The sequence below is a fragment of the Bradyrhizobium cytisi genome (assembly GCF_008123515.1).
Lineage (GTDB): Bacteria > Pseudomonadota > Alphaproteobacteria > Rhizobiales > Xanthobacteraceae > Bradyrhizobium > Bradyrhizobium cytisi.
Map to the genome: position 1 here is coordinate 1 of NZ_VSSR01000042.1, position 18505 is coordinate 18505.

At 64.3% G+C, this 18505-nt stretch carries 18 protein-coding genes; 13 read left to right on the forward strand and 5 right to left on the reverse strand.

The window, feature by feature from the left end:
• Positions 1–151, reverse strand: a 151-nt coding sequence (locus FXB38_RS24345; RefSeq protein WP_148753493.1) for an NYN domain-containing protein, incomplete at its 3' end; no start/stop codon positions are given.
• Positions 152–479: 328 nt separating this feature from the next.
• Here FXB38_RS24345 and rpoZ point away from each other — a divergent pair.
• From rpoZ to parC, 11 genes are all read left to right on the forward strand, one after another.
• A complete protein-coding gene (rpoZ, locus tag FXB38_RS24350) occupies positions 480–872 on the forward strand; it encodes a DNA-directed RNA polymerase subunit omega (RefSeq protein WP_014494742.1) in 393 nt (130 codons plus the stop codon).
• 209 nt (positions 873–1081) lie between these two features.
• Complete coding sequence (locus tag FXB38_RS24355) at positions 1082–3367, forward strand: RelA/SpoT family protein (protein ID WP_148753494.1); 2286 nt, start codon at positions 1082–1084, stop codon at positions 3365–3367.
• Between the two features lie 45 nt (positions 3368–3412).
• Positions 3413–4165 (forward strand): pyridoxine 5'-phosphate synthase, encoded by a 753-nt coding sequence (locus FXB38_RS24360; protein ID WP_148753495.1) that lies wholly within the window; start codon positions 3413–3415, stop codon positions 4163–4165.
• Entirely contained in the window at positions 4162–4581 is a 420-nt protein-coding gene (acpS, locus tag FXB38_RS24365) for a holo-ACP synthase (protein ID WP_148753496.1), read from the forward strand. The genes FXB38_RS24360 and acpS overlap by 4 nt, the downstream gene beginning before the upstream one ends.
• 248 nt (positions 4582–4829) lie before the next feature.
• The gene (gene lepB / locus FXB38_RS24370) at positions 4830–5594 is read left to right on the forward strand and encodes a signal peptidase I (protein WP_148753497.1); all 765 of its coding nucleotides are present in this window, start codon (positions 4830–4832) and stop codon (positions 5592–5594) included.
• Positions 5591–6475, forward strand: coding sequence for a ribonuclease III (gene rnc / locus FXB38_RS24375; protein ID WP_148753498.1), 885 nt, complete (start codon positions 5591–5593; stop codon positions 6473–6475). The genes lepB and rnc overlap by 4 nt, the downstream gene beginning before the upstream one ends.
• Positions 6465–7391, forward strand: a complete 927-nt coding sequence (gene era / locus FXB38_RS24380) for a GTPase Era (RefSeq protein WP_148753499.1) — start codon at positions 6465–6467, stop codon at positions 7389–7391. The genes rnc and era overlap by 11 nt, the downstream gene beginning before the upstream one ends.
• A gap of 21 nt (positions 7392–7412) precedes the next feature.
• Positions 7413–7793, forward strand: coding sequence for a hypothetical protein (locus tag FXB38_RS24385; protein WP_148753500.1), 381 nt, complete (start codon positions 7413–7415; stop codon positions 7791–7793).
• A 147-nt stretch (positions 7794–7940) separates the two neighbouring features.
• Positions 7941–8693: a DNA repair protein RecO gene (gene recO / locus FXB38_RS24390; protein WP_148753501.1), complete on the forward strand. Its 753-nt coding sequence runs from the start codon at positions 7941–7943 to the stop codon at positions 8691–8693.
• 125 nt (positions 8694–8818) lie between these two features.
• Positions 8819–9094, forward strand: coding sequence for a hypothetical protein (locus FXB38_RS24395; protein WP_148753502.1), 276 nt, complete (start codon positions 8819–8821; stop codon positions 9092–9094).
• A 60-nt stretch (positions 9095–9154) separates the two neighbouring features.
• The gene (gene parC, locus FXB38_RS24400; protein WP_148753503.1) at positions 9155–11413 is read left to right on the forward strand and encodes a DNA topoisomerase IV subunit A; all 2259 of its coding nucleotides are present in this window, start codon (positions 9155–9157) and stop codon (positions 11411–11413) included.
• A gap of 1392 nt (positions 11414–12805) precedes the next feature.
• Here the strand turns inward: parC and chrA are convergent.
• Together chrA and FXB38_RS24420 are read right to left on the reverse strand one after the other, a co-directional pair.
• Positions 12806–14191, reverse strand: coding sequence for a chromate efflux transporter (gene chrA / locus FXB38_RS24415; protein ID WP_148753505.1), 1386 nt, complete (start codon positions 14189–14191; stop codon positions 12806–12808).
• Positions 14191–15009: a chromate resistance protein ChrB domain-containing protein gene (locus FXB38_RS24420; RefSeq protein WP_148753506.1), complete on the reverse strand. Its 819-nt coding sequence runs from the start codon at positions 15007–15009 to the stop codon at positions 14191–14193. The genes chrA and FXB38_RS24420 overlap by 1 nt, the downstream gene beginning before the upstream one ends.
• Positions 15010–15260: 251 nt before the next feature.
• On the opposite strand from FXB38_RS24420, the gene FXB38_RS24425 reads away from it, so the two are divergent.
• Positions 15261–16085 carry an N-acyl homoserine lactonase family protein gene (locus FXB38_RS24425; protein ID WP_148753507.1) on the forward strand — a complete coding sequence of 275 codons (825 nt, stop codon included), beginning with the start codon at positions 15261–15263 and terminating at the stop codon, positions 16083–16085.
• 107 nt (positions 16086–16192) lie between these two features.
• Positions 16193–17059 (forward strand): DMT family transporter, encoded by an 867-nt coding sequence (locus FXB38_RS24430; RefSeq protein WP_148753835.1) that lies wholly within the window; start codon positions 16193–16195, stop codon positions 17057–17059.
• On the opposite strand, the gene FXB38_RS24435 is transcribed toward FXB38_RS24430, so the two are convergent.
• The gene (locus FXB38_RS24435) at positions 17056–17247 is read right to left on the reverse strand and encodes a hypothetical protein (protein WP_148753508.1); all 192 of its coding nucleotides are present in this window, start codon (positions 17245–17247) and stop codon (positions 17056–17058) included. The genes FXB38_RS24430 and FXB38_RS24435 overlap by 4 nt on opposite strands.
• A gap of 31 nt (positions 17248–17278) precedes the next feature.
• Positions 17279–18436: an MFS transporter gene (locus FXB38_RS24440; RefSeq protein WP_148753836.1), complete on the reverse strand. Its 1158-nt coding sequence runs from the start codon at positions 18434–18436 to the stop codon at positions 17279–17281.
• Between the last annotated feature and the right edge of the window lie 69 nt (positions 18437–18505).

Below are 18505 nucleotides of genomic sequence, written 5' to 3' on the forward strand. Positions count from 1 at the left end.
TGTAATAGAACGCACGCAACAGCGTCCCGCGGCTCTGAAATTCCTTCAGAAGGCGCTTGTAGTCGATGTCGAAGCCCAGAGTTTTCGCAGTTGCGTAAAGATTGGCCCCGTCGATGAAGAGCGCGATCTTGTTGGTAGGGGAAGGTGACATTCAGTTTGCTCGCGTAGTGTTCGTGATAAATCGTTTATTGTTGGCGCGGCGGCAGCAAGCCGCGCAATTCAAAGTCCTGCCAAAACCCGTCGAAACCGCAAATCCGGAGAAGTCGGGGCAATCAAGGTATAGTTATGGCGGACCTTCATACACCCGTCGCCGCCCTCAATGGCGGCCCGGGAAACCACCCATCCCAGCCCCAATGTGGAGGTAGCAGAGGCGTTTGGCGAGGCCAAATCACAAATTTGCCTTGCGAAACCGCCCCGGCCCCTATAACTACCCCCAATCATCCACATATTTCGTCCCACCCACAACGGAGCGACAGTCTATGGCTCGCGTCACCGTAGAAGATTGTATCGACAAGGTCGACAACCGGTTTGACCTGGTCCTGCTGGCCGCCCACCGTGCCCGCATGATCTCGTCCGGTTCACAACTAACGGTTGACCGCGATAACGACAAGAACCCTGTTGTATCTTTGCGTGAAATTGCCGACGAGACCATCTCGCCGGAGGATCTCCGCGAGGAGCTCGTGCACTCCCTCCAGAAGTTCGTCGAGGTGGACGAGCCCGAGCCGGATACGGTGCCGCTGATCGGTTCCGCCGGCGCCAGCGTCGATGCCGACGATACCGAAGTCGCCGTGGAGCGCATGACCGAAGAGGAGCTCCTGAAGGGCCTCGAAGGCCTCGCGCCGCCCGAAGAGCAGCCCGAGGAGGACGAGTAATCGTCCTATCGTGATCGTCGACTTCTTGTGATCTTATCAAAGGCCCGAACCCGTGTTCGGGCCTTTGCTTTTGTTGGCGTTTTCGTGGTTACCATAGCGCTGCCGGATTGCGCCGCGCGCCTGTCATTGAATTGATCGGCCGTGTCCGCGATCGGAGCTTAGGATGTATACAACGGGCCGTTTCATGGTCCGTTTGAAGGCAGGACGGCATGGTGTATCGACGCCGCAGACCCACGCAGATGCAGGCCGCAACCGAATCGGTTGCCGTGGCCCCGACTGCGCCGGTGGCACGGCCAGCGAAGCCGCGCGCGCGCATGATGCGTCAATATGACCTCGTCGAACGCGTCCGGTCCTACAATCCGAGCACCGACGAAGATCTGCTGAACCGCGCCTATGTCTACGCCATGAAGGCGCACGGCTCGCAGACCCGCGCTTCCGGCGACCCGTATTTCTCGCATCCGCTCGAAGTCGCGGCGATTCTCACCGACCTGAAGCTCGATGACGCGACCATCGTCGCCGCGCTGCTGCACGACACGATCGAGGACACCGAGGCGACGCGGGCGGAGATAGATCAGCTGTTCGGCCCCGAGATCGGCGCGCTGGTTGAGGGCCTGACCAAGCTGAAGCGGCTCGAGCTGGTGTCGCGCGAGGCCAAGCAGGCCGAGAACCTACGCAAATTGTTGCTGGCGATTGCCGACGATGTCCGCGTGCTCCTGGTCAAGCTCGCCGACCGCCTGCACAACATGCGCACGCTCGACTTCGTGCCGACCGAGTCGCGGCGGCGCATTGCCGAGGAGACGCTCGACATCTACGCGCCGCTGGCCGGGCGTATGGGCATGCAGGAAATGCGCGAGGAGCTGGAGGACCTGTCCTTCCGCACCCTCGATCCCGAGGCCTATTCGGTGGTGATGCAGCGGCTCGATGCGCTCGCCGAGCGCAACCGCAATCTGATCGGCGAGATCGAGGACCAGCTCTCCAACAATCTGCGCCACAGGGGTCTCGGCGCGCGGGTCTATGGCCGCCGCAAGAAGCCGTTTTCGATCTGGACCAAGATGGAGCGCAAGTCGGTCGGCTTCGAGCAATTGTCCGATATCTTCGGCTTCCGCGTCGTCGTCAACGACATCGAGGCCTGCTATCGCGCGCTCGGCATCGTCCACACAACGTGGCCAGTCGTGCCGGGGCGTTTCAAGGACTACATCTCGACGCCGAAGCAGAACGACTACCGCTCGATCCACACCACCGTGATCGGCCCCGGCAACCAGCGCGTCGAGCTCCAGATCCGCACCGAGGCGATGGACCAGATCGCCGAGCGCGGCATCGCCGCGCACGTCTTCTACAAGGAAGGTGTGGGCTCGCCGACCGAATTCCTCAAGCGCGAATCCACCGCGTTCGCCTGGCTGCGCCACACCATCGGCATCCTCTCCGAGAGCGCCAACCCCGAGGAATTTCTCGAGCACACCAAGCTCGAGCTGTTCCACGACCAGGTGTTCTGCTTCACCCCGAAGGGCAAGCTGATCGCGCTGCCGCGCCATGCCAATGTGATCGACTTCGCCTATGCCGTGCATACCGACGTCGGCAACAGCGCGGTCGGCTGCAAGATCAACGGCCAGTTCGCGCCGCTGTCGTCTGAGCTTCAGAACGGCGACGAGGTCGAGGTGCTGACCTCGGAAGCCCAGTCGGCGCCGCCCTCGGCCTGGGAGACGCTCGCGGTCACCGGCAAGGCGCGCGCTGCGATCCGGCGTGCCACGCGCACCGCGGTGCGCGATCAATATGTCGGCCTCGGCCGGCGCATCGTCGAGCGCCTGTTCGAGCGCGCCAAGATCGAATACGCCGATGACAAGCTCAAGGGTGCGCTGCCGCGGCTGGCGCGCACCTCGATCGAGGACGTCATGGCCGCGGTCGGCCGCGGCGAGATCAAGGCCTCCCACGTCGCGCGCGCGATGTATCCCGACTACAAGGAGGAGCGCGTCGCGCGCTACGGCGTCAAGAAGGGGCTCGCCGCCAAGCTCAAGGAGAAGGCGCTGGAGCCGCCGCGCCGCCCGGTTGCGATCCCCATTGGCGGCAACAATTCCGACCTGCCGGTGAAGTTCGCGCCGAACGGCGGCGCCGTGCCCGGCGATCGCATCGTCGGCATCGTCACGCCGGGCGAGGGGATCACGATCTATCCGATCCAGTCGCCGGCGCTGAAGGATTTCGAGGAGGAGCCGGAGCGCTGGCTCGACGTCCGCTGGGACATCGAGGATTCGGCGCCGCAACGCTTCCCGGCGCGCATCAAGGTCGAGAATGTCAACGAGCCCGGCGCACTGGCGCAGATCGCGACCGTGATCGCCGAGCATGACGGCAACATCGACAATATCAGCATGCAGCGCCGCTCGCCCGACTTCACAGAGACGACGATCGATCTCGAAGTCTACGATCTCAAGCATTTGAGCGCGATCCTGGCCCAGCTGCGCGCCAAGGCGGTCGTCGCCCGCGTCGAACGTGTTAATGGATAGGCGTCTGTCGCAATCGCCTGTACCTCCGATCTCGTGAGTCCTGAAATGCCTGCATCTCCGCTCCGCCTCGGCGTCAATATCGATCATGTCGCGACCGTCCGTAACGCTCGCGGCGGCCGCCATCCCGATCCGGTCCGCGCCGCGCTGCTTGCGATCGAGGCCGGCGCCGACGGTATCACCGCGCATCTGCGCGAAGACCGCAGGCACATCCGCGACGAGGACATGGCGCGGCTGAAGGCGCAGATCTCCAAGCCGCTGAATTTCGAGATGGCGGCGACCGACGACATGATGCGCATCTCGCTCGCAACCAAGCCGCATGCGGTGTGCCTGGTGCCGGAGCGGCGCCAGGAGGTGACGACCGAGGGCGGCCTCGACGTGGTCGGCCAGCACAATGCGCTCGCGCCCCATATCGCGCGGCTGAACGATGTCGGCATCCGCGTCTCGCTGTTCATTGCTGCGGACCCTGCGCAAATCGAGATGGCGGCGCGGCTGCGCGCGCCTGTGATCGAGATCCACACCGGCGCCTGGTGCGACGCCGTGGTCGACGGCCACAGCGACAAGGCCGAGGCTGAATGGCGGCGGATCGTGGCGGGCGTGAAGCTCGCGAAGGACGCAGGCCTCGAGGTCCATGCCGGCCACGGGTTGGACTACGCGACGGCCGAGAAGATTGCCGCGCTGCCTGAAATCATGGAGCTCAACATCGGCTACTACATGATCGGCGAGGCGCTGTTCGTCGGTCTTGCGGAGACGGTGCGCACGATGCGCGCGGCAATGGATGTCGGACGGAGCCGGGCATGATCATCGGGATCGGCTCCGACCTCATCGACATCACCCGCGTGGCGAAGGTGATGGAGCGCCATGGCGAGCGTTTCCTCGACCGCATCTTCACTGCGGCCGAGCGGGCCAAGGCGGAGCGGCGGGCCAAGAACGAGAAGATGGTGGTGGCGACCTACGCCAAGCGCTTTGCCGCCAAGGAGGCCTGCTCCAAGGCCCTCGGCACCGGCATCAGGCAGGGCGTGTGGTGGCGCGACATGGGCGTGGTCAACCTGCCCGGGGGCCGGCCGTCGATGCGGCTGACCGGGGGGGCGCTGGCCCGGCTCCTGGCCCTGACGCCCGAGGGATTCGAGGCCCAGATCGACCTGTCGATCACGGACGACTGGCCGTTGGCGCAGGCCTTCGTGGTCATTTCCGCCGTGCCGCGGGCGAAGCCCTGAAGGTCGGCGTTAATTTTATAATTCGTATTAAAAATCAATACCTTATTTGTTTTTGATGCGATCCTTGATTGCGTGGCCTGCGACAACCGTCTAAAAGTCCGCGGACGCAAATCAGGCTGGTCGAATTCGGCTTTACGCCGGAATTGGCCCTCACTATCAGAATCAGGACAATCTCCTTGGGCTGCGAATCGGTGGGCCGTTCGCGGGAGGAGGGCCTTCTGTGATCGCCGGCCGGAATTGAGAGAGCAATGAGCGTGACTTCGGGAACGAAAACTGAAAGCGGCGTCGGCGAGACGATCCGGGTCGTGATCCATGCTCTCCTGATCGCGCTGGTGATCCGCACCTTCCTGTTCCAGCCGTTCAACATCCCGTCCGGCTCGATGAAGGCGACGCTGCTGGTCGGCGACTATCTGTTCGTCTCGAAATATTCCTACGGCTACAGCCACTACTCGATTCCGTTCTCGCCGCCGCTGTTCTCGGGACGGATCTGGGGCTCGGATCCGAACCGCGGCGACATCGTCGTGTTCCGGCTGCCGAAGGACGACACCACCGACTACATCAAGCGCGTGATCGGCTTGCCTGGCGACCACGTCCAGATGAAGGAGGGTCTGCTCTACATCAACGACACCCCGGTCGAGCGCCAGCGCATGAGCGAGTATGTCGGCGAGGATCCCTGCGGCTCCGAAGGCAGCGGCATCTCGCGTGTGAAGCGCTGGAAGGAGACGCTGCCGAACGGTGTCTCCTACGAGACGCTCGATTGCGCCGACAACGGCTACATGGACAACACCAACGTCTACACCGTGCCATCAGGCCATTTCTTCATGATGGGCGACAACCGCGACAACTCCACCGACAGCCGCTTCCTCGGCCAGGTCGGCTATGTGCCGCAGGAGAACCTGATCGGCCGTGCCCAGATGATCTTCTTCTCGATCGCCGAAGGCGAGCATGCCTGGATGTTCTGGCGCTGGCCGTGGGCGGTGCGCTGGAATCGTTTCTTCAAAATCGTCCGATGAAAGACGAAGCCAAGGACATCACGACCCAATCGATCGAGGCGCAAGCCGCTCCTGAGGGCGAAGCTGCAACCAAGACGCTTGCGACCAAAACGCCTGATACCAAGGCGCCTGATACCAAGACTGCTGAAACCAAGGCTCCGGCGAAGAAGAAGCGGACGCGGAGCAGCAAGGCCAAGGCGGCAGCTGATGCGAATGCGGCGCTCGAGGCGCGCATCGGCCACAACTTCGCCGATCCGAACCTGCTGATGCAGGCGATCACCCACGTTTCGGCGCTGAAGTCCGGACGCAAGCGCGGCGACAGCTATCAGCGGCTGGAGTTCCTCGGCGACCACGTGCTCGGGCTCGTCGTGTCCGACATGCTCTATCATGCCTTCCCGAATGCCGATGAGGGCGAGTTGTCCAAGCGGCTTGCCGAGCTCGTGCGCAAGGAGAGCTGCGCCGACGTCGCCAAGTCGCTCGGTCTGCTCGATGACATCAAGCTCGGTTCGGTCGGCTCCAGCGCCGATGCGCGCCTGCGCAAGTCCATTCTCGGTGATATCTGCGAGGCGGTGATCGGCGCGATCTTCCTCGACGGAGGCCATGCGGCGGCGGACGAGTTCGTCAAGCGCAACTGGACCGAGCGCATGCACAAGCCGCGGCGGCCGCTGCGCGATCCCAAGACCGTGCTGCAGGAATGGGCGCAGGGGAAGGGGCTGCCGACGCCTGTCTATCGCGAGGTCGAGCGCACCGGCCCGCATCACGATCCGGAGTTCCGCGTTGCTGTTGACCTGCCGGGTTTGGCGCCGGCCGAAGGCACCGGCGGCAGCAAGCGCGCGGCGGAGAAGGTCGCGGCCTCCGTCATGATCGAGCGCGAAGGCGTTGGTGGCGGCAATGACGGCTGAAGCGAGCGGCGAGGCGCCCATTGCTACGCGCTGCGGCTTCGTTGCGCTGATCGGCGCGCCGAATGTCGGCAAGTCCACGCTGGTCAATGCGCTGGTCGGGGCCAAGGTCACAATCGTCTCGCGCAAGGTGCAGACCACGCGCGCGCTGATCCGCGGCATCGTGATCGAGAACAACGCGCAAGTAATCCTGGTCGACACGCCTGGCATCTTCCTGCCCAAGCGCCGGCTCGACCGCGCCATGGTCTCGACCGCCTGGAGCGGGGCGCATGACGCCGATCTCGTCTGCGTGCTGCTCGACGCCAAGGCCGGGATCGACGAGGAAGCCGAGGCGATCCTCGGCAAGGTTGCCAGCGTGAAACACGAGAAGATCCTAGTCATCAACAAGGTCGACCTGGTCCAGCGCGAGAAGCTGCTGGCGCTGGCGCAGGCCGCCAACGAGCGCATGCCGTTCGCGAAGACCTTCATGATCGCGGCAATCTCGGGCGACGGCGTCGATGACCTCAGGCAGACGCTGGCCGCGATGGTGCCGCCGGGTCCGTTCCTCTATCCCGAGGACCAGATGTCGGATGCGCCGATGCGGCAGCTTGCGGCCGAGATCACGCGCGAGAAGATCTATCGCAAGCTGCACCAGGAATTGCCCTACCAGTCCACGGTCGAGACCGACAAGTGGGAGGAGCGCAAGGACAAGTCGGTGCGCATCGAGCAGACGATCTTCGTGGAGCGCGAAAGCCAGCGCAAGATCGTGCTCGGCGCTGGCGGCGCTACCATCAAGTCGATCGGCGCGGACGCGCGCAAGGAAATCGCCGAGATTCTAGGCGTGCCGGTGCATCTGTTCCTGTTCGTCAAGGTGCGCGAGAACTGGGGCGACGATCCCGATCGCTATCGCGAGATGGGCCTGGAATTTCCCAAGGAATAAGCAAGAACAGATCGGTATTTGATGAGTGTGCCCCGTAACGTCCAGCGCTTCGAAGCGTTGCTCTATGCGTCGCTGATGCTGGATGCGCTGTCTGTGGCGGTGCAGGACCGCACGCCCACCACCGAGATGACCGAGCAGATGATCATGACGTCGACGCTGCTCGCCGGCGTAATGATTTCTCTGCTGATCTATTTCGTCTGGCTGGCGGCGCGCTGGCGCAAGAACTGGCCGCGCTGGGTGCTGGCCGCAGCGCTGGTGCTCTCCGTGATCTCGCTCGGCCAGATCATCGGCGAGAGGGGCATGGAGCTCGACAGCGCCATCGAGATCGTCTCCTGCGTGCTGACGGTGTTCGGGCTATATTTCTCGTTCACCGGCGACGCGCAGGGCTGGTTCAACGCGTGAGGTCTCGCGCGGTGCCGTAGGTTTGCAAAGGCGCGCCCTGGCGCGCCGTGCCCACCATTGATCGTCCGCGTCGCGTGGATCAAATTGGTGGGCACGCTTCCGCTTTGCCCACCCTACAAGCGCTCGAATTGCGCTACAATCGATCCCATGGAATGGACCGACGAAGGCATCGTGCTGGGCGTGCGGCGGCATGGCGAAAGCAGCGCCATCGTCGAGCTCTTGACGCGCCAGCACGGCCGGCATCTCGGTCTCGTGCGCGGCGGTGCCGGCTCGCGGATGCGGCCGCTCTTGCAGCCGGGGAACAGCGTCAGCGCGGTGTGGCGGGCGCGGCTCGACGAGCATCTCGGCACCTACGCGATCGAGGGATTGAAGTTGCGCGCGGCGACGCTGCTGGAATCGTCCCATGGCGTCTACGGCGTCACGCATCTGGCCTCGATTGCGCGGCTGCTGCCGGAGCGCGATCCGCACAACGACATCTTCGCGCTACTCGAACATTCGCTCGACGATTTCGACGACATCGGCAGCGCGGCCGTGCATCTCATTCATTTCGAGCTGGCGATGCTCGCAGAGCTCGGCTTCGGGCTCGCTCTTGAGAATTGCGCGGTGACCGGAGAGACCACAGACCTGATCTACGTCTCGCCCAAATCAGGCGGCGCGGTGTCCCGCGGCGCGGGCGAGCCGTGGCGCGACCGGCTGCTGCGGCTGCCATCCTTCCTGCGCCGTGGCGAAACCGCGAGCGAGCTTACCGATCAGGATCTCCAGGACGGCTTTCGGCTGACCGGCCTGTTCCTGCTGCGCCATGTTCTGGAGCCGCGGGGGCAAGTCCATTCCGACGCGCGCGCCGGCTTCATCAATGCGCTGACGCGGCAGCAGGCCAAAACCGCCCTTCCTGCGTCCTGAAAAGGGGGCAACTCGTCGCCATGACGTCAGCGCGGCTCTGTATTGCCCAATCAGGCAGCTCTTGGCGGAACCAAAGCGGGTTTCCCGGATTGGCCCCTGGGTTCCAACCCCCGGGGGATAACCTGATGCTGATCAAGGGACTTATCGTATCGGCAGCGCTGATGGCGCTGGCGCCGGACGCCCTCGCAGGCGAGCAACCAAGCGTGTTTCGTCGCGCTTCCTGCACGGTCGTCAGGTTCTATGTCGCCAAATATTCCGCTGCGGCCGCAGAGGCATGGGCGCGGTCCAAGGGCGCAACGGAGGCCGAGATCGAGGCCGCCCGGCGTTGCCTGGCCAATGCGCCTGTCACCGCTCAGGCGAAGGTCCAGCCAACTGTAGCCGCCGGCTGGGCAGGGCAGTAGAAGCCCGCACGGAACCAATCCATCCTTGCCCGATTCGCTTCCACGGTTTAACCGGGCGGCATGGGAAAACGAATCGTTCCGCCGGAAGAACCGGCCGAAATTCATGATGTGCCGCTGCGTGAAGCGCTGGAAGAGCGCTATCTTGCGTACGCGCTCTCTACCATCATGCATCGCGCGCTGCCCGACGCGCGCGACGGCCTGAAGCCGGTGCACCGGCGCATTCTCTACGGCATGCGCCTGCTCAGGCTGGACCCGGGGTCCGGTTTCAAGAAGTCCGCCAAGATCGTCGGCGACGTGATGGGCTCGTTCCATCCGCACGGCGACCAGGCGATCTACGATGCCATGGTGCGCCTCGCGCAGGATTTCTCCTCGCGCTACCCGCTGGTCGACGGCCAGGGTAATTTCGGCAATATCGACGGCGATAATCCGGCCGCCTACCGTTACACCGAAGCGCGCATGACTGATGTCGCGCGGCTTCTGCTCGACGGCATCGACGAGGACGGCGTCGAGTTCCGTCCCAACTACGATGGCCAGTCGAAAGAGCCGGTGGTTCTGCCGGGTGGCTTTCCGAACCTGCTCGCCAACGGCGCGCAGGGCATCGCGGTCGGCATGGCGACCTCGATCCCGCCGCACAACGCCGCGGAGCTTTGCGATGCCGCGCTGCATCTGATCGAGAAGCCCGACGCGAAATCCAAGGCGCTTCTGAAGTGGGTGAAGGGTCCGGATTTCCCGACCGGCGGCATCTGCGTCGATTCCAAGCAGGCCATCGCTGAGGCCTACACCACCGGCCGCGGCTCGTTCCGTGTTCGCGCCCGATGGGAGCAGGAGGAGGGTACGCGCGGCACCTGGGTCGTCGTCGTCACCGAGATCCCCTTTCTGGTGCAGAAGTCGCGCATGGTCGAGAAGATCGCCGAGCTTCTCGACCAGAAGAAGCTGCCTCTGGTTGGCGAGGTCCGCGACGAATCCGCCGAAGACGTGCGTCTTATCATCGAGCCGAAGTCGAAGAATGTCGATCCGGCCTTGATGATGGAATCGCTGTTTCGGCTGACCGAGCTGGAAAGCAAGATTCCGCTGAACCTCAACGTGTTGATGAAGGGCCGCATCCCCAGGGTTGTCGGCCTCGCGGAGTGCCTGCGCGAATGGCTCGACCATCTGCGTGACGTCCTGATCCGCCGCAGCAATTTTCGCAAGACGCAGATCGAGAACCGGCTCGAGATCCTCGGCGGTTATCTGATCGCCTTCCTGAACATCGATGAGGTGATCAGGATCATCCGCACCGAGGACGAGCCGAAGCCGGTTCTTATGAAGACATTCAAGCTTACGGAGGTGCAGGCCGAGGCGATCCTCGATATGCGCCTGCGTCGCCTGCGCAAGCTTGAGGAAATGGAGATCCGTACCGAGGACAAGGATCTGCGCAAGGAGCTGAAGGGCATCGAGGGACTGCTCGCGTCCGAGCCCGAGCAATGGAAGAAGGTCGCCGAGCAGGTCGGCAAGGTCCGCGACATGTTCGGACCCAAGACGCCGCTCGGCAAGCGCCGCACCACCTTTGCGGATGCGCCCGAGCACGATCTTGCCGCGATGGAGGAAGCGCTCGTCGAGCGTGAGCCGGTGACGGTCGTCGTCTCCGACAAGGGCTGGATCCGCACCATGAAGGGCCATGTCGAGGATCTCTCGGGGCTCGCCTTCAAGCAGGACGACAAGCTCGGCTTCGCCTTCTTCGCGGAGACGACCTCGAAGCTGCTGCTGTTCGCGACCAACGGAAAGTTCTACTCGCTCGATGTCGCGAAACTGCCGGGCGGCCGCGGTCATGGTGAGCCGATCCGCCAATACATCGACCTCGAGCCGGAGGCCGCTCCTGTCACGCTGTTCGTCAACAAGGGCGGACGCAAATTCCTGGTCGCGAGCCACGAGGGCCAGGGCTTTGTCGTCAACGAGGACGATTGCGTCGGCACCACCAAGAAGGGCAAGCAGGTCCTCAACGTCGACATGCCGAACGAGGCGCGCACGGTCACCGAGGTGATCGGCGATACCGTCGCGGTGATCGGCGAGAACCGCAAGATGCTGATCTTCCCGCTCGACCAGGTGCCGGAGATGGCGCGTGGCCGCGGCGTGAGGCTGCAAAAATACAAGGACGGCGGCCTTTCTGACATCGCTGTCTTCGAGGCCAAGGCGGGCCTTACGTGGAAGGACTCGGCGGGGCGCGAATTCTCGGCGACCATGAAGGAGCTCGCCGAATGGCAAGGCACCCGCGCCGACGCCGGCCGCCTGCCGCCGAAGGGTTTCCCGAAGTCGAACAAGTTCGGCAGGGTGATCGGGTAGGGCGGCTCTCGCCTCCTCGTCATTGCGAGCGCAGCGAAGCAATCCAGAATCTTTCCGCGGAGACAGTCTGGATTGCTTCGCGCCGCTCGCAATGACGGAGCAAGCGGCGAGACTGTCGCCCTCCAATTCACATTTCAAACAGCAGACACATCTTTGCATTCTCGCGGCGCCTTTCGCCCGAGTTTTGTCTCGCAAGCGCTCTCGTGGAGACGAGGGCGCAGGGAAGGCCGGGCGCCGGCTGGCACCCGCAAGGTCCGTGCGCCATAGAAATGCACACGGGGTGGACCGCAGGTTCGCCGGATCACCCGGCCTTCCCTGCGCGATGGTTTTAACGTGTCCTTCGTGCTCTCCCCGGGGAGCGATGCACTATTGCCCCCGTCGCCCTGCAGATGACCGATGCGCGTGCCCGGTCGGGCCGCAACGTCGCCGCAGGACTTGACGCACAGGCTCCGGGCGTCAGGACCACACGACTTATTCGTCCGCGCACGTCTTCGCTGGAACTCCGGGAGCGCTTGTGCTCACGCCCGGAGCCATGCGAAGACGCTGTCAGCGTCGTGTCGTAGGCACGACGATCATTGCTCACGGCCAAGGCCGCCCTGCAATGCCGCTCGCGCCCGACGCCGTCGCGTCCATCGCTGCCTGGCCCGCGGTTCGTGACGATCGCGATCCGCCCCTTGTCGAAGGCCAGGGTGTTTCGCTTGTACGCGAAATCAGAATTTCGGTAAAGTGGAATATTTTGCCTGGCGGGACTTGACGCGTGAGCTCATGCCGAGCACAGCTGTTTTGCCCGACGGGCAACGATCCATGGGGCGTTGTGACGAGTACGTTGAGGACGGTTCTGATGAACGGCAGTTTCAGAGCCATTGCGGGACTTGAGGCGCCGATACAACTTGCGCCGGAGCGCCCAAGCTCAGATGCGAGGACGAGCGGCCACAGGCGACCTTGAATATGTGTAGGCCAAGTCTGCATCCTGCCTAAGATGCGATAAGCATGTCGAGCCACAACAAGAACGCCAATACAGCTACCAACACCACGAATGCAACGCCCAGCCACAGAGATCTCCGCCACGAAGCGTAATACTCCTTTGAGAATTGGCCAGGCAGGGGGACCCGAAGCGAAAACAGGCTGCTGCGTCGATCCCACCACTCGCCGGCTCTGAAAAACGCCGTTCCGATTCCAAGAGCGAAAACTACGACAGCGCATCCGAGGTCCGCAAACATCAATAAATGAAGAACGTCGTGCAGCACTTCGCGAACCATACGATCAACCCTAGCTCGTCTCCGTCGGCGCGCTCATATTAGACAACGCCAGCAGTGTCGCCAATTGGCCCATCGGCGCCGTGGCGGCGCACCGCGTAGAGGCCCGCTCTACCCATCCTACGGGCTCTAGGTTCTAGATCACTCCCGCCGTCCGCAGCGCCACACCCGCCGCGCAGCTGCCCCCGAGCACCGTCAGCATCCCGAGCTTGAAGCGGAAGATCGCGGTTGCGGCCGCGATCGACAGCACGAGCGCGGGCACATCGACGCTCCCCAGCACCGGCCTGTCGAAATCCAGCGGGAATGCGTGCACCGGCACGGTGTCGCGGAACAGCGTGTGCAGCGCGAACCAGATCGAGAGGTTGAGGATCACGCCGACGACGGCCGCGGTGATTGCGCCGAGCGCGCTGGCGAGGCCGGTATTGCCGCGCAAGCGCTCGATGTAGGGGGCTCCGACGAAGATCCAGAGGAAGCAGGGCGTGAACGTGACCCAGGTCGCGAGCAATCCGCCGAGCGTTGCGGCGAGCATTGGCGACAGGCCGCTTGGGTCGCGATAGGCCGCCATGAAGCCGACGAACTGGAGCACCATGATCAGCGGCCCGGGCGTGGTCTCGGCCATGCCGAGGCCGTCGAGCATCTCGTCCGGCTTGAGCCAGTGATAATGCTCGACCGCCTGCTGGGCGACATAAGCCAGCACCGCATAGGCGCCGCCGAAGGTGACCAGCGCCATTTTTGAGAAGAACAGCGCGATCTGGCTGAACACGCTGGCCTGTCCGAGGGCCAGAAGGAGCGCGATCACCGGCACCAGCCAGAGCGCCAGCCACAACGCGCCGACGCGGATCGTGCGGCCGGTGTCGGGGCGGACGTGATCGGGCACGGCTTCGCCGAGCATGCTGTCGATCAAGGCGCCGTTGCCGCCGTTGCCGTGACCGGCCGGCGCGAACTCGGGACGGCCCTGTTTGGCGCCGACATAGCCGATCGCGCCGGCGGCGATGATGATGATGGGGAAGGGCACCGCGAAGAAGAAGATGGCGACGAAGGCGATTGCGGCGAGCGCGATCATGATGCGGTTCTTTAGCGCGCGCTTGCCGACCCGCACCACAGCCTCGACGACGATGGCGAGCACGGCGGCCTTCAGCCCGAAGAACAGCGCCTCGACGAAGCTGACATTGCCGAAGGCGGCGTAGACGTAGCTCAGGCCCATGATGGCGATGATGCCGGGCAGAATGAATAGTCCGCCCGCCATTAGTCCGCCCGCGGTTCGGTGCATCAACCAGCCGACATAAGTCGCGAGTTGTTGCGCCTCCGGTCCGGGCAGCAGCATGCAGTAGTTCAGCGCATGCAGAAAGCGGCCCTCGGAGATCCAGTTCTTCTCTTCGACCAGGATCCGATGCATCACCGCGATCTGGCCCGCGGGCCCGCCAAAACTTAGGCAGGCGACGCGGAGCCAAACGCGAAAGGCCTCGCCGAAGCTGATGCCGTGACCGGCATCAGCTCCTGCTTGGGCATTACGGATATCCATCACGCCTTCGCCTTGTTGGTCGGCCAGTTGTGAGTTTCTCCGGTCGCATCGCGGCACCAGCGATAGAAGGCGTCGTAGAGCAGCATGCCGGCCTCGAGCTGGTCGAGATCGTCATCATACATCCGCGACAGCCCGAGGGATGCCGCGAGCAGGCCGGGCGCCTCCGGCGCGAGATCCGGCCGCGCGGTGTCGGCGCCGCGCACCAGCGTGGCGAGCCGCAGCAGCGCCGGCGTGGCAATGCCGAACTCCTCGATCATGACATCGAAGGTGCAGAGCTCGCCGCGGTGGCTCCAGAACACGTTCTCGATGTCGAAGGGGGCGCCGTTGAAGCGCTCACCGACCGCGACCACCTCGGATGGTGCAACAAACAAGAACACCGCATTGGGATCGACGAAGCGGCGGATCAGCCAGGGACAGGCGATGCGGTCGACCTTGGGCCGCGCCCGCGTCACCCAGACGGTGCGGCCTTTCGCATCGCGTGGCGGCAGCTTGCGGGTATCGACGAGCGGCAGGTTTGCCGCCTTCCAGCCCTCGAAGCCGCCTTCCAGCGTCTCGGCCCGGACGCCGAGTTGCCTGAGCCAGGCCGCGGTGCCCTGCGCAAGCTTTTCGCCGCGAAAGCATGACACGATCGCGGAGCGGCCGGCGAAGGCGGTACCCCACTCAGCAACATTCTCATGGTTCAGCTTGATCGAGCCGGGGATCAGCCGCCGGTCAGCGGCAAAATCCTCCTCGGTGCGGACATCGATCAGAGCAGGGGCGTTGGCCGTGCCGATCAGGCGCGCCAGCTTGTCGGATGATATGGTCGTGAAACTTGACATGATGCGTCCTCGCATAAAGCAAACGGGACGCGATACTTGGGCATGTCGCCTCGTGGGGAGATCGCTCAAATCCCCATGGCGCTGATTACAGCGAAATCGCGCCACGCTGTCAATCGCCGGTTTCATTGGTACTGAGCGTTCGAAAGATATGTGGCTCGGGCCTATACTGGCCGGGTGGAAGCGGAATTCTGCGGCAGGGGCGGGGTTGATCCTCGGTCGCAGCTAGTAGGCGCTGCCAGGGAGGACCAAGGATGACACGCAAGATCACGCTCGCTCTCGCCGTTGCCGCATTCGCGCTGTCCGCCCAGGCTGCGTTCGCGCAAAAGCCGGCTGTCGAGAGACTCTACATCATCAATTGCGGTGAGGGTGTTGCCGGGGACATCGGGCGCTGGTCACCCGGAGTGAACGAAGGCCAGTCGATGGATTTCGTCGACACCTGCTATCTCATCAAGCATAGCCAGGGCTGGTTCCTGTGGGACACCGGCATCCCCGACGCCGTCGCCGCGATGCCGAACGGGCTTGCGCCTGCCGATCCGAAGGCCGTGACCTGGAAGCGGCCGAAGACGCTCGCAGTCCAGCTCGAGCAGATCGGCGTCAAGCCCACCGACATCAAGGCGATGGGCGTCTCGCATACGCACCCCGATCACATTGGTAATGTCGAGATGTTTCCGCAAGCGACGCTCTACGTGCAGAAGGCCGAATATGACTGGCCGGGTGCCAACAACGAGCCGCGCTTCAAGCCGTCGCATCCGGTCGAGCTGCTCGCGGGCGACAAGGACGTGTTCGGCGACGGCAGCATCACCATCCTTTCGACGCCCGGTCACACGCCGGGGCACCAGTCGCTGCTGGTGAAATTGCCGAAGACCGGGGCGGTCGTGCTTTCCGGCGACGCTGTCCACTTCAAGAGCAATTGGGAGGCCCGGCGCGTTCCCGTCAACAATGTCAGCAAGGACCAGTCGGTCGCCTCGATGCAGAAGATCGCCGACACGCTCGACAAGGAGAAGGGGCAGCTCTGGATCAACCACGACAAGGCCCAGCGCGACAGCCAGAAGATGTCGCCGGAGTTTTATGAATAGCTTCGCCGGCGACCCTGTTGCCACCAAGGTGGCAGCAGGGATGTGCTAGCCGCCTCCAGAAGCTCCGGGACGGGAGGCGAAGCGCGGGGGAAGGGCTCGGGGTCGCGATCGCTCTGGCGTCAAGCAGCATTGGCGGCACGGCGGCTGCGATCACCCGCTATCTCGTTGTCGGCGCCGATCCAGTCATGCTAGCGATCCTGCGCTGGGGGATCGGCTTTCTGTGCCTGCTGCCGTGTGCGCTGCTGCTCCGTGTGCGCTGGCCGCAGCGCGCGGACTGGCCGGCCGTGATGGCGCTCGGCATCTGCTTCTTCGGCCTGTTCTTCATCCTCTACAATATTGCAGTCTCTTACACGACTGCCGCGCGCGCCAGTCTGGCGCTGGCGACGCTGCCGCTCCACACCATGGTCGTCGGTGCGATCCTTGGCGTGGAACGGCTGACGGCGCGCAAGATCGGCGGCGTCGGCATTGCCGTGCTCGGCGTTGCCGCGGCATTGGCGGCTGGCCTGGCGCAGAGCCCGCCGGGCGCCTGGCGCGGCGAGCTGATCATGACCGGCGCGGTGTTCTGCATGGCCTTCTACAACGTGCTGGCGCGACCGCTCATGCAGCGCTCGAGTGCGCTCGGCTTTCTGACGGTCGGCATGGGCGCGGGCGCTGCGGTGCTGGTGATCGTGGGCCTTGCGAAGGGCAGCTTTGCCGCGCTCGACCATTTCACGACGGCGCAATGGATCGCCGGAATCTATCTCGGCGCAGGCGGCGGCGCGCTCGCCTTCATCCTCTGGGTCATAGCGCTGGCGCGCGCGACGCCAACACGCGTTGCCAACACCATGACGGTCAATCCGATCGCGGCGACCTTGCTGGCGGCACTACTGATCGGCGAGCCGATCACGCCGAATCTCCTGATCGGGCTGGTCGCCGTATTCGCCGGCATCTGGATCGCGACCACCCAGCCGAACCGGCCTAGCTCTCCGGCTTAGCTTTTCGGCGCAGTGACCGTCGGCGGGCTCGTGTCCGGCGTCTTCTTCGGCTTTAGCGTGCCGGCATAGAAGGAGACGAGCCAGACCAGGATGATGGCGAGGAGATAGACGCCCCAGGCCTGCGGAGGCGTGATGGCCCAGCGCAGGAGGCCTTGGAACGTGCGGGGCGGGCTTTTGTCGTCGGTCATGGTGCGCTTGTGCGCGAAAGCGCAGGCTCGGTCAATCCGGCCGCGGCGCCGCGCGGATCAGGAACAGCGCAGCCAGCGCTGACAGGCTGAGCGCGGACGAGACCATCAGCACCTTGGCGCCCATGACATCGATGAGCAGCCCGAAGGCCAGCGGCGCCACCGCCTGCGCCATTCGCGCCGGCGCGCCGATGATGCCGAGGCGGTAGCCAAAATCCTTCGGGCCGAAGATCGACAGTGGCAGCGTGCCACGCGCGATGGTGAGGATGCCGTTGCCGGAGCCGTGGAACAGCGCAAACGCGCTCGCCGCAGGAGCTCCAAAGATGGCGACGACGGCAGCTCCGATCGGATGGGTGAGGCAGGCGAGCCGCGTCGACCACAGCGGATTAAAGCGACTGAGAAAGCCTGCTTCGAGCAGGCGCGCGACCACTTGCGCCGGACCGATCAGGGCGCCGGCCGCGATCGCCTCAACATGGGTCGCGCCCATGGTCTCCAGGATGCGCGGAAAATGCACGGCCATCGCGCCGGTGACGGTCCAGACCGCGGCGAAGACGAAGGCCAGCAGGATGATGGTGCGGTCGAGCGGAAGATGCGGTTTTTCCGCCGTCGAAGCCGCCTGCTTGGCGCCCTTGATCGCCGGAAGCATGAAGAAATTGAGCGGCAGGCCGATCAGGATGTTGGCGGCAGCCCAGGCGAAGCACGTGTCGCGCCAGCCGATATGGGCGAGCCCCCAGGCAGTGAGGGGCCAGCCGACGGTCGAGGCAAAGCCCGCCATCAGCGTGATGCCGGTGATGGGCCTGCGGGCTTCGGTGCCATAGATGCGGCCGAGCGCGGCGAAAGCGGCATCATAGAGCCCCATCGCCATGCCGATGCCGAGCACGAGCCAGGCGAACGCCATCACCGGAACGGACTGCGACAATCCAAGGAGCACGAGGCCGGCGGCAATGGTCAGGTTCGAGACCGACAGCACCTGCCGCCCGCCGAAGAGATCGATCTGCCGCCCGATCCGCGGCCCCAGCATCGCGGAGATCACCAGCGAAGCCGAGAACGCGCCAAAGATCCAGTTGGTGGAGATGCCGAGATCGTGCGCCATCGGATCGGCGAGCAGGGCCGGCAAATAATAGCTGGAGGCCCAGGCCAGGGTCTGAGTCGTGCCGAGCGCCAGGATGATTGGAAGCTGGCGCCCGCTCATGTCGCCGTATGTCTGGTCGTCGGTGTCATCATTTGCATTTGCAGCCCGAGGCGCGGGCGCGTCAACAGC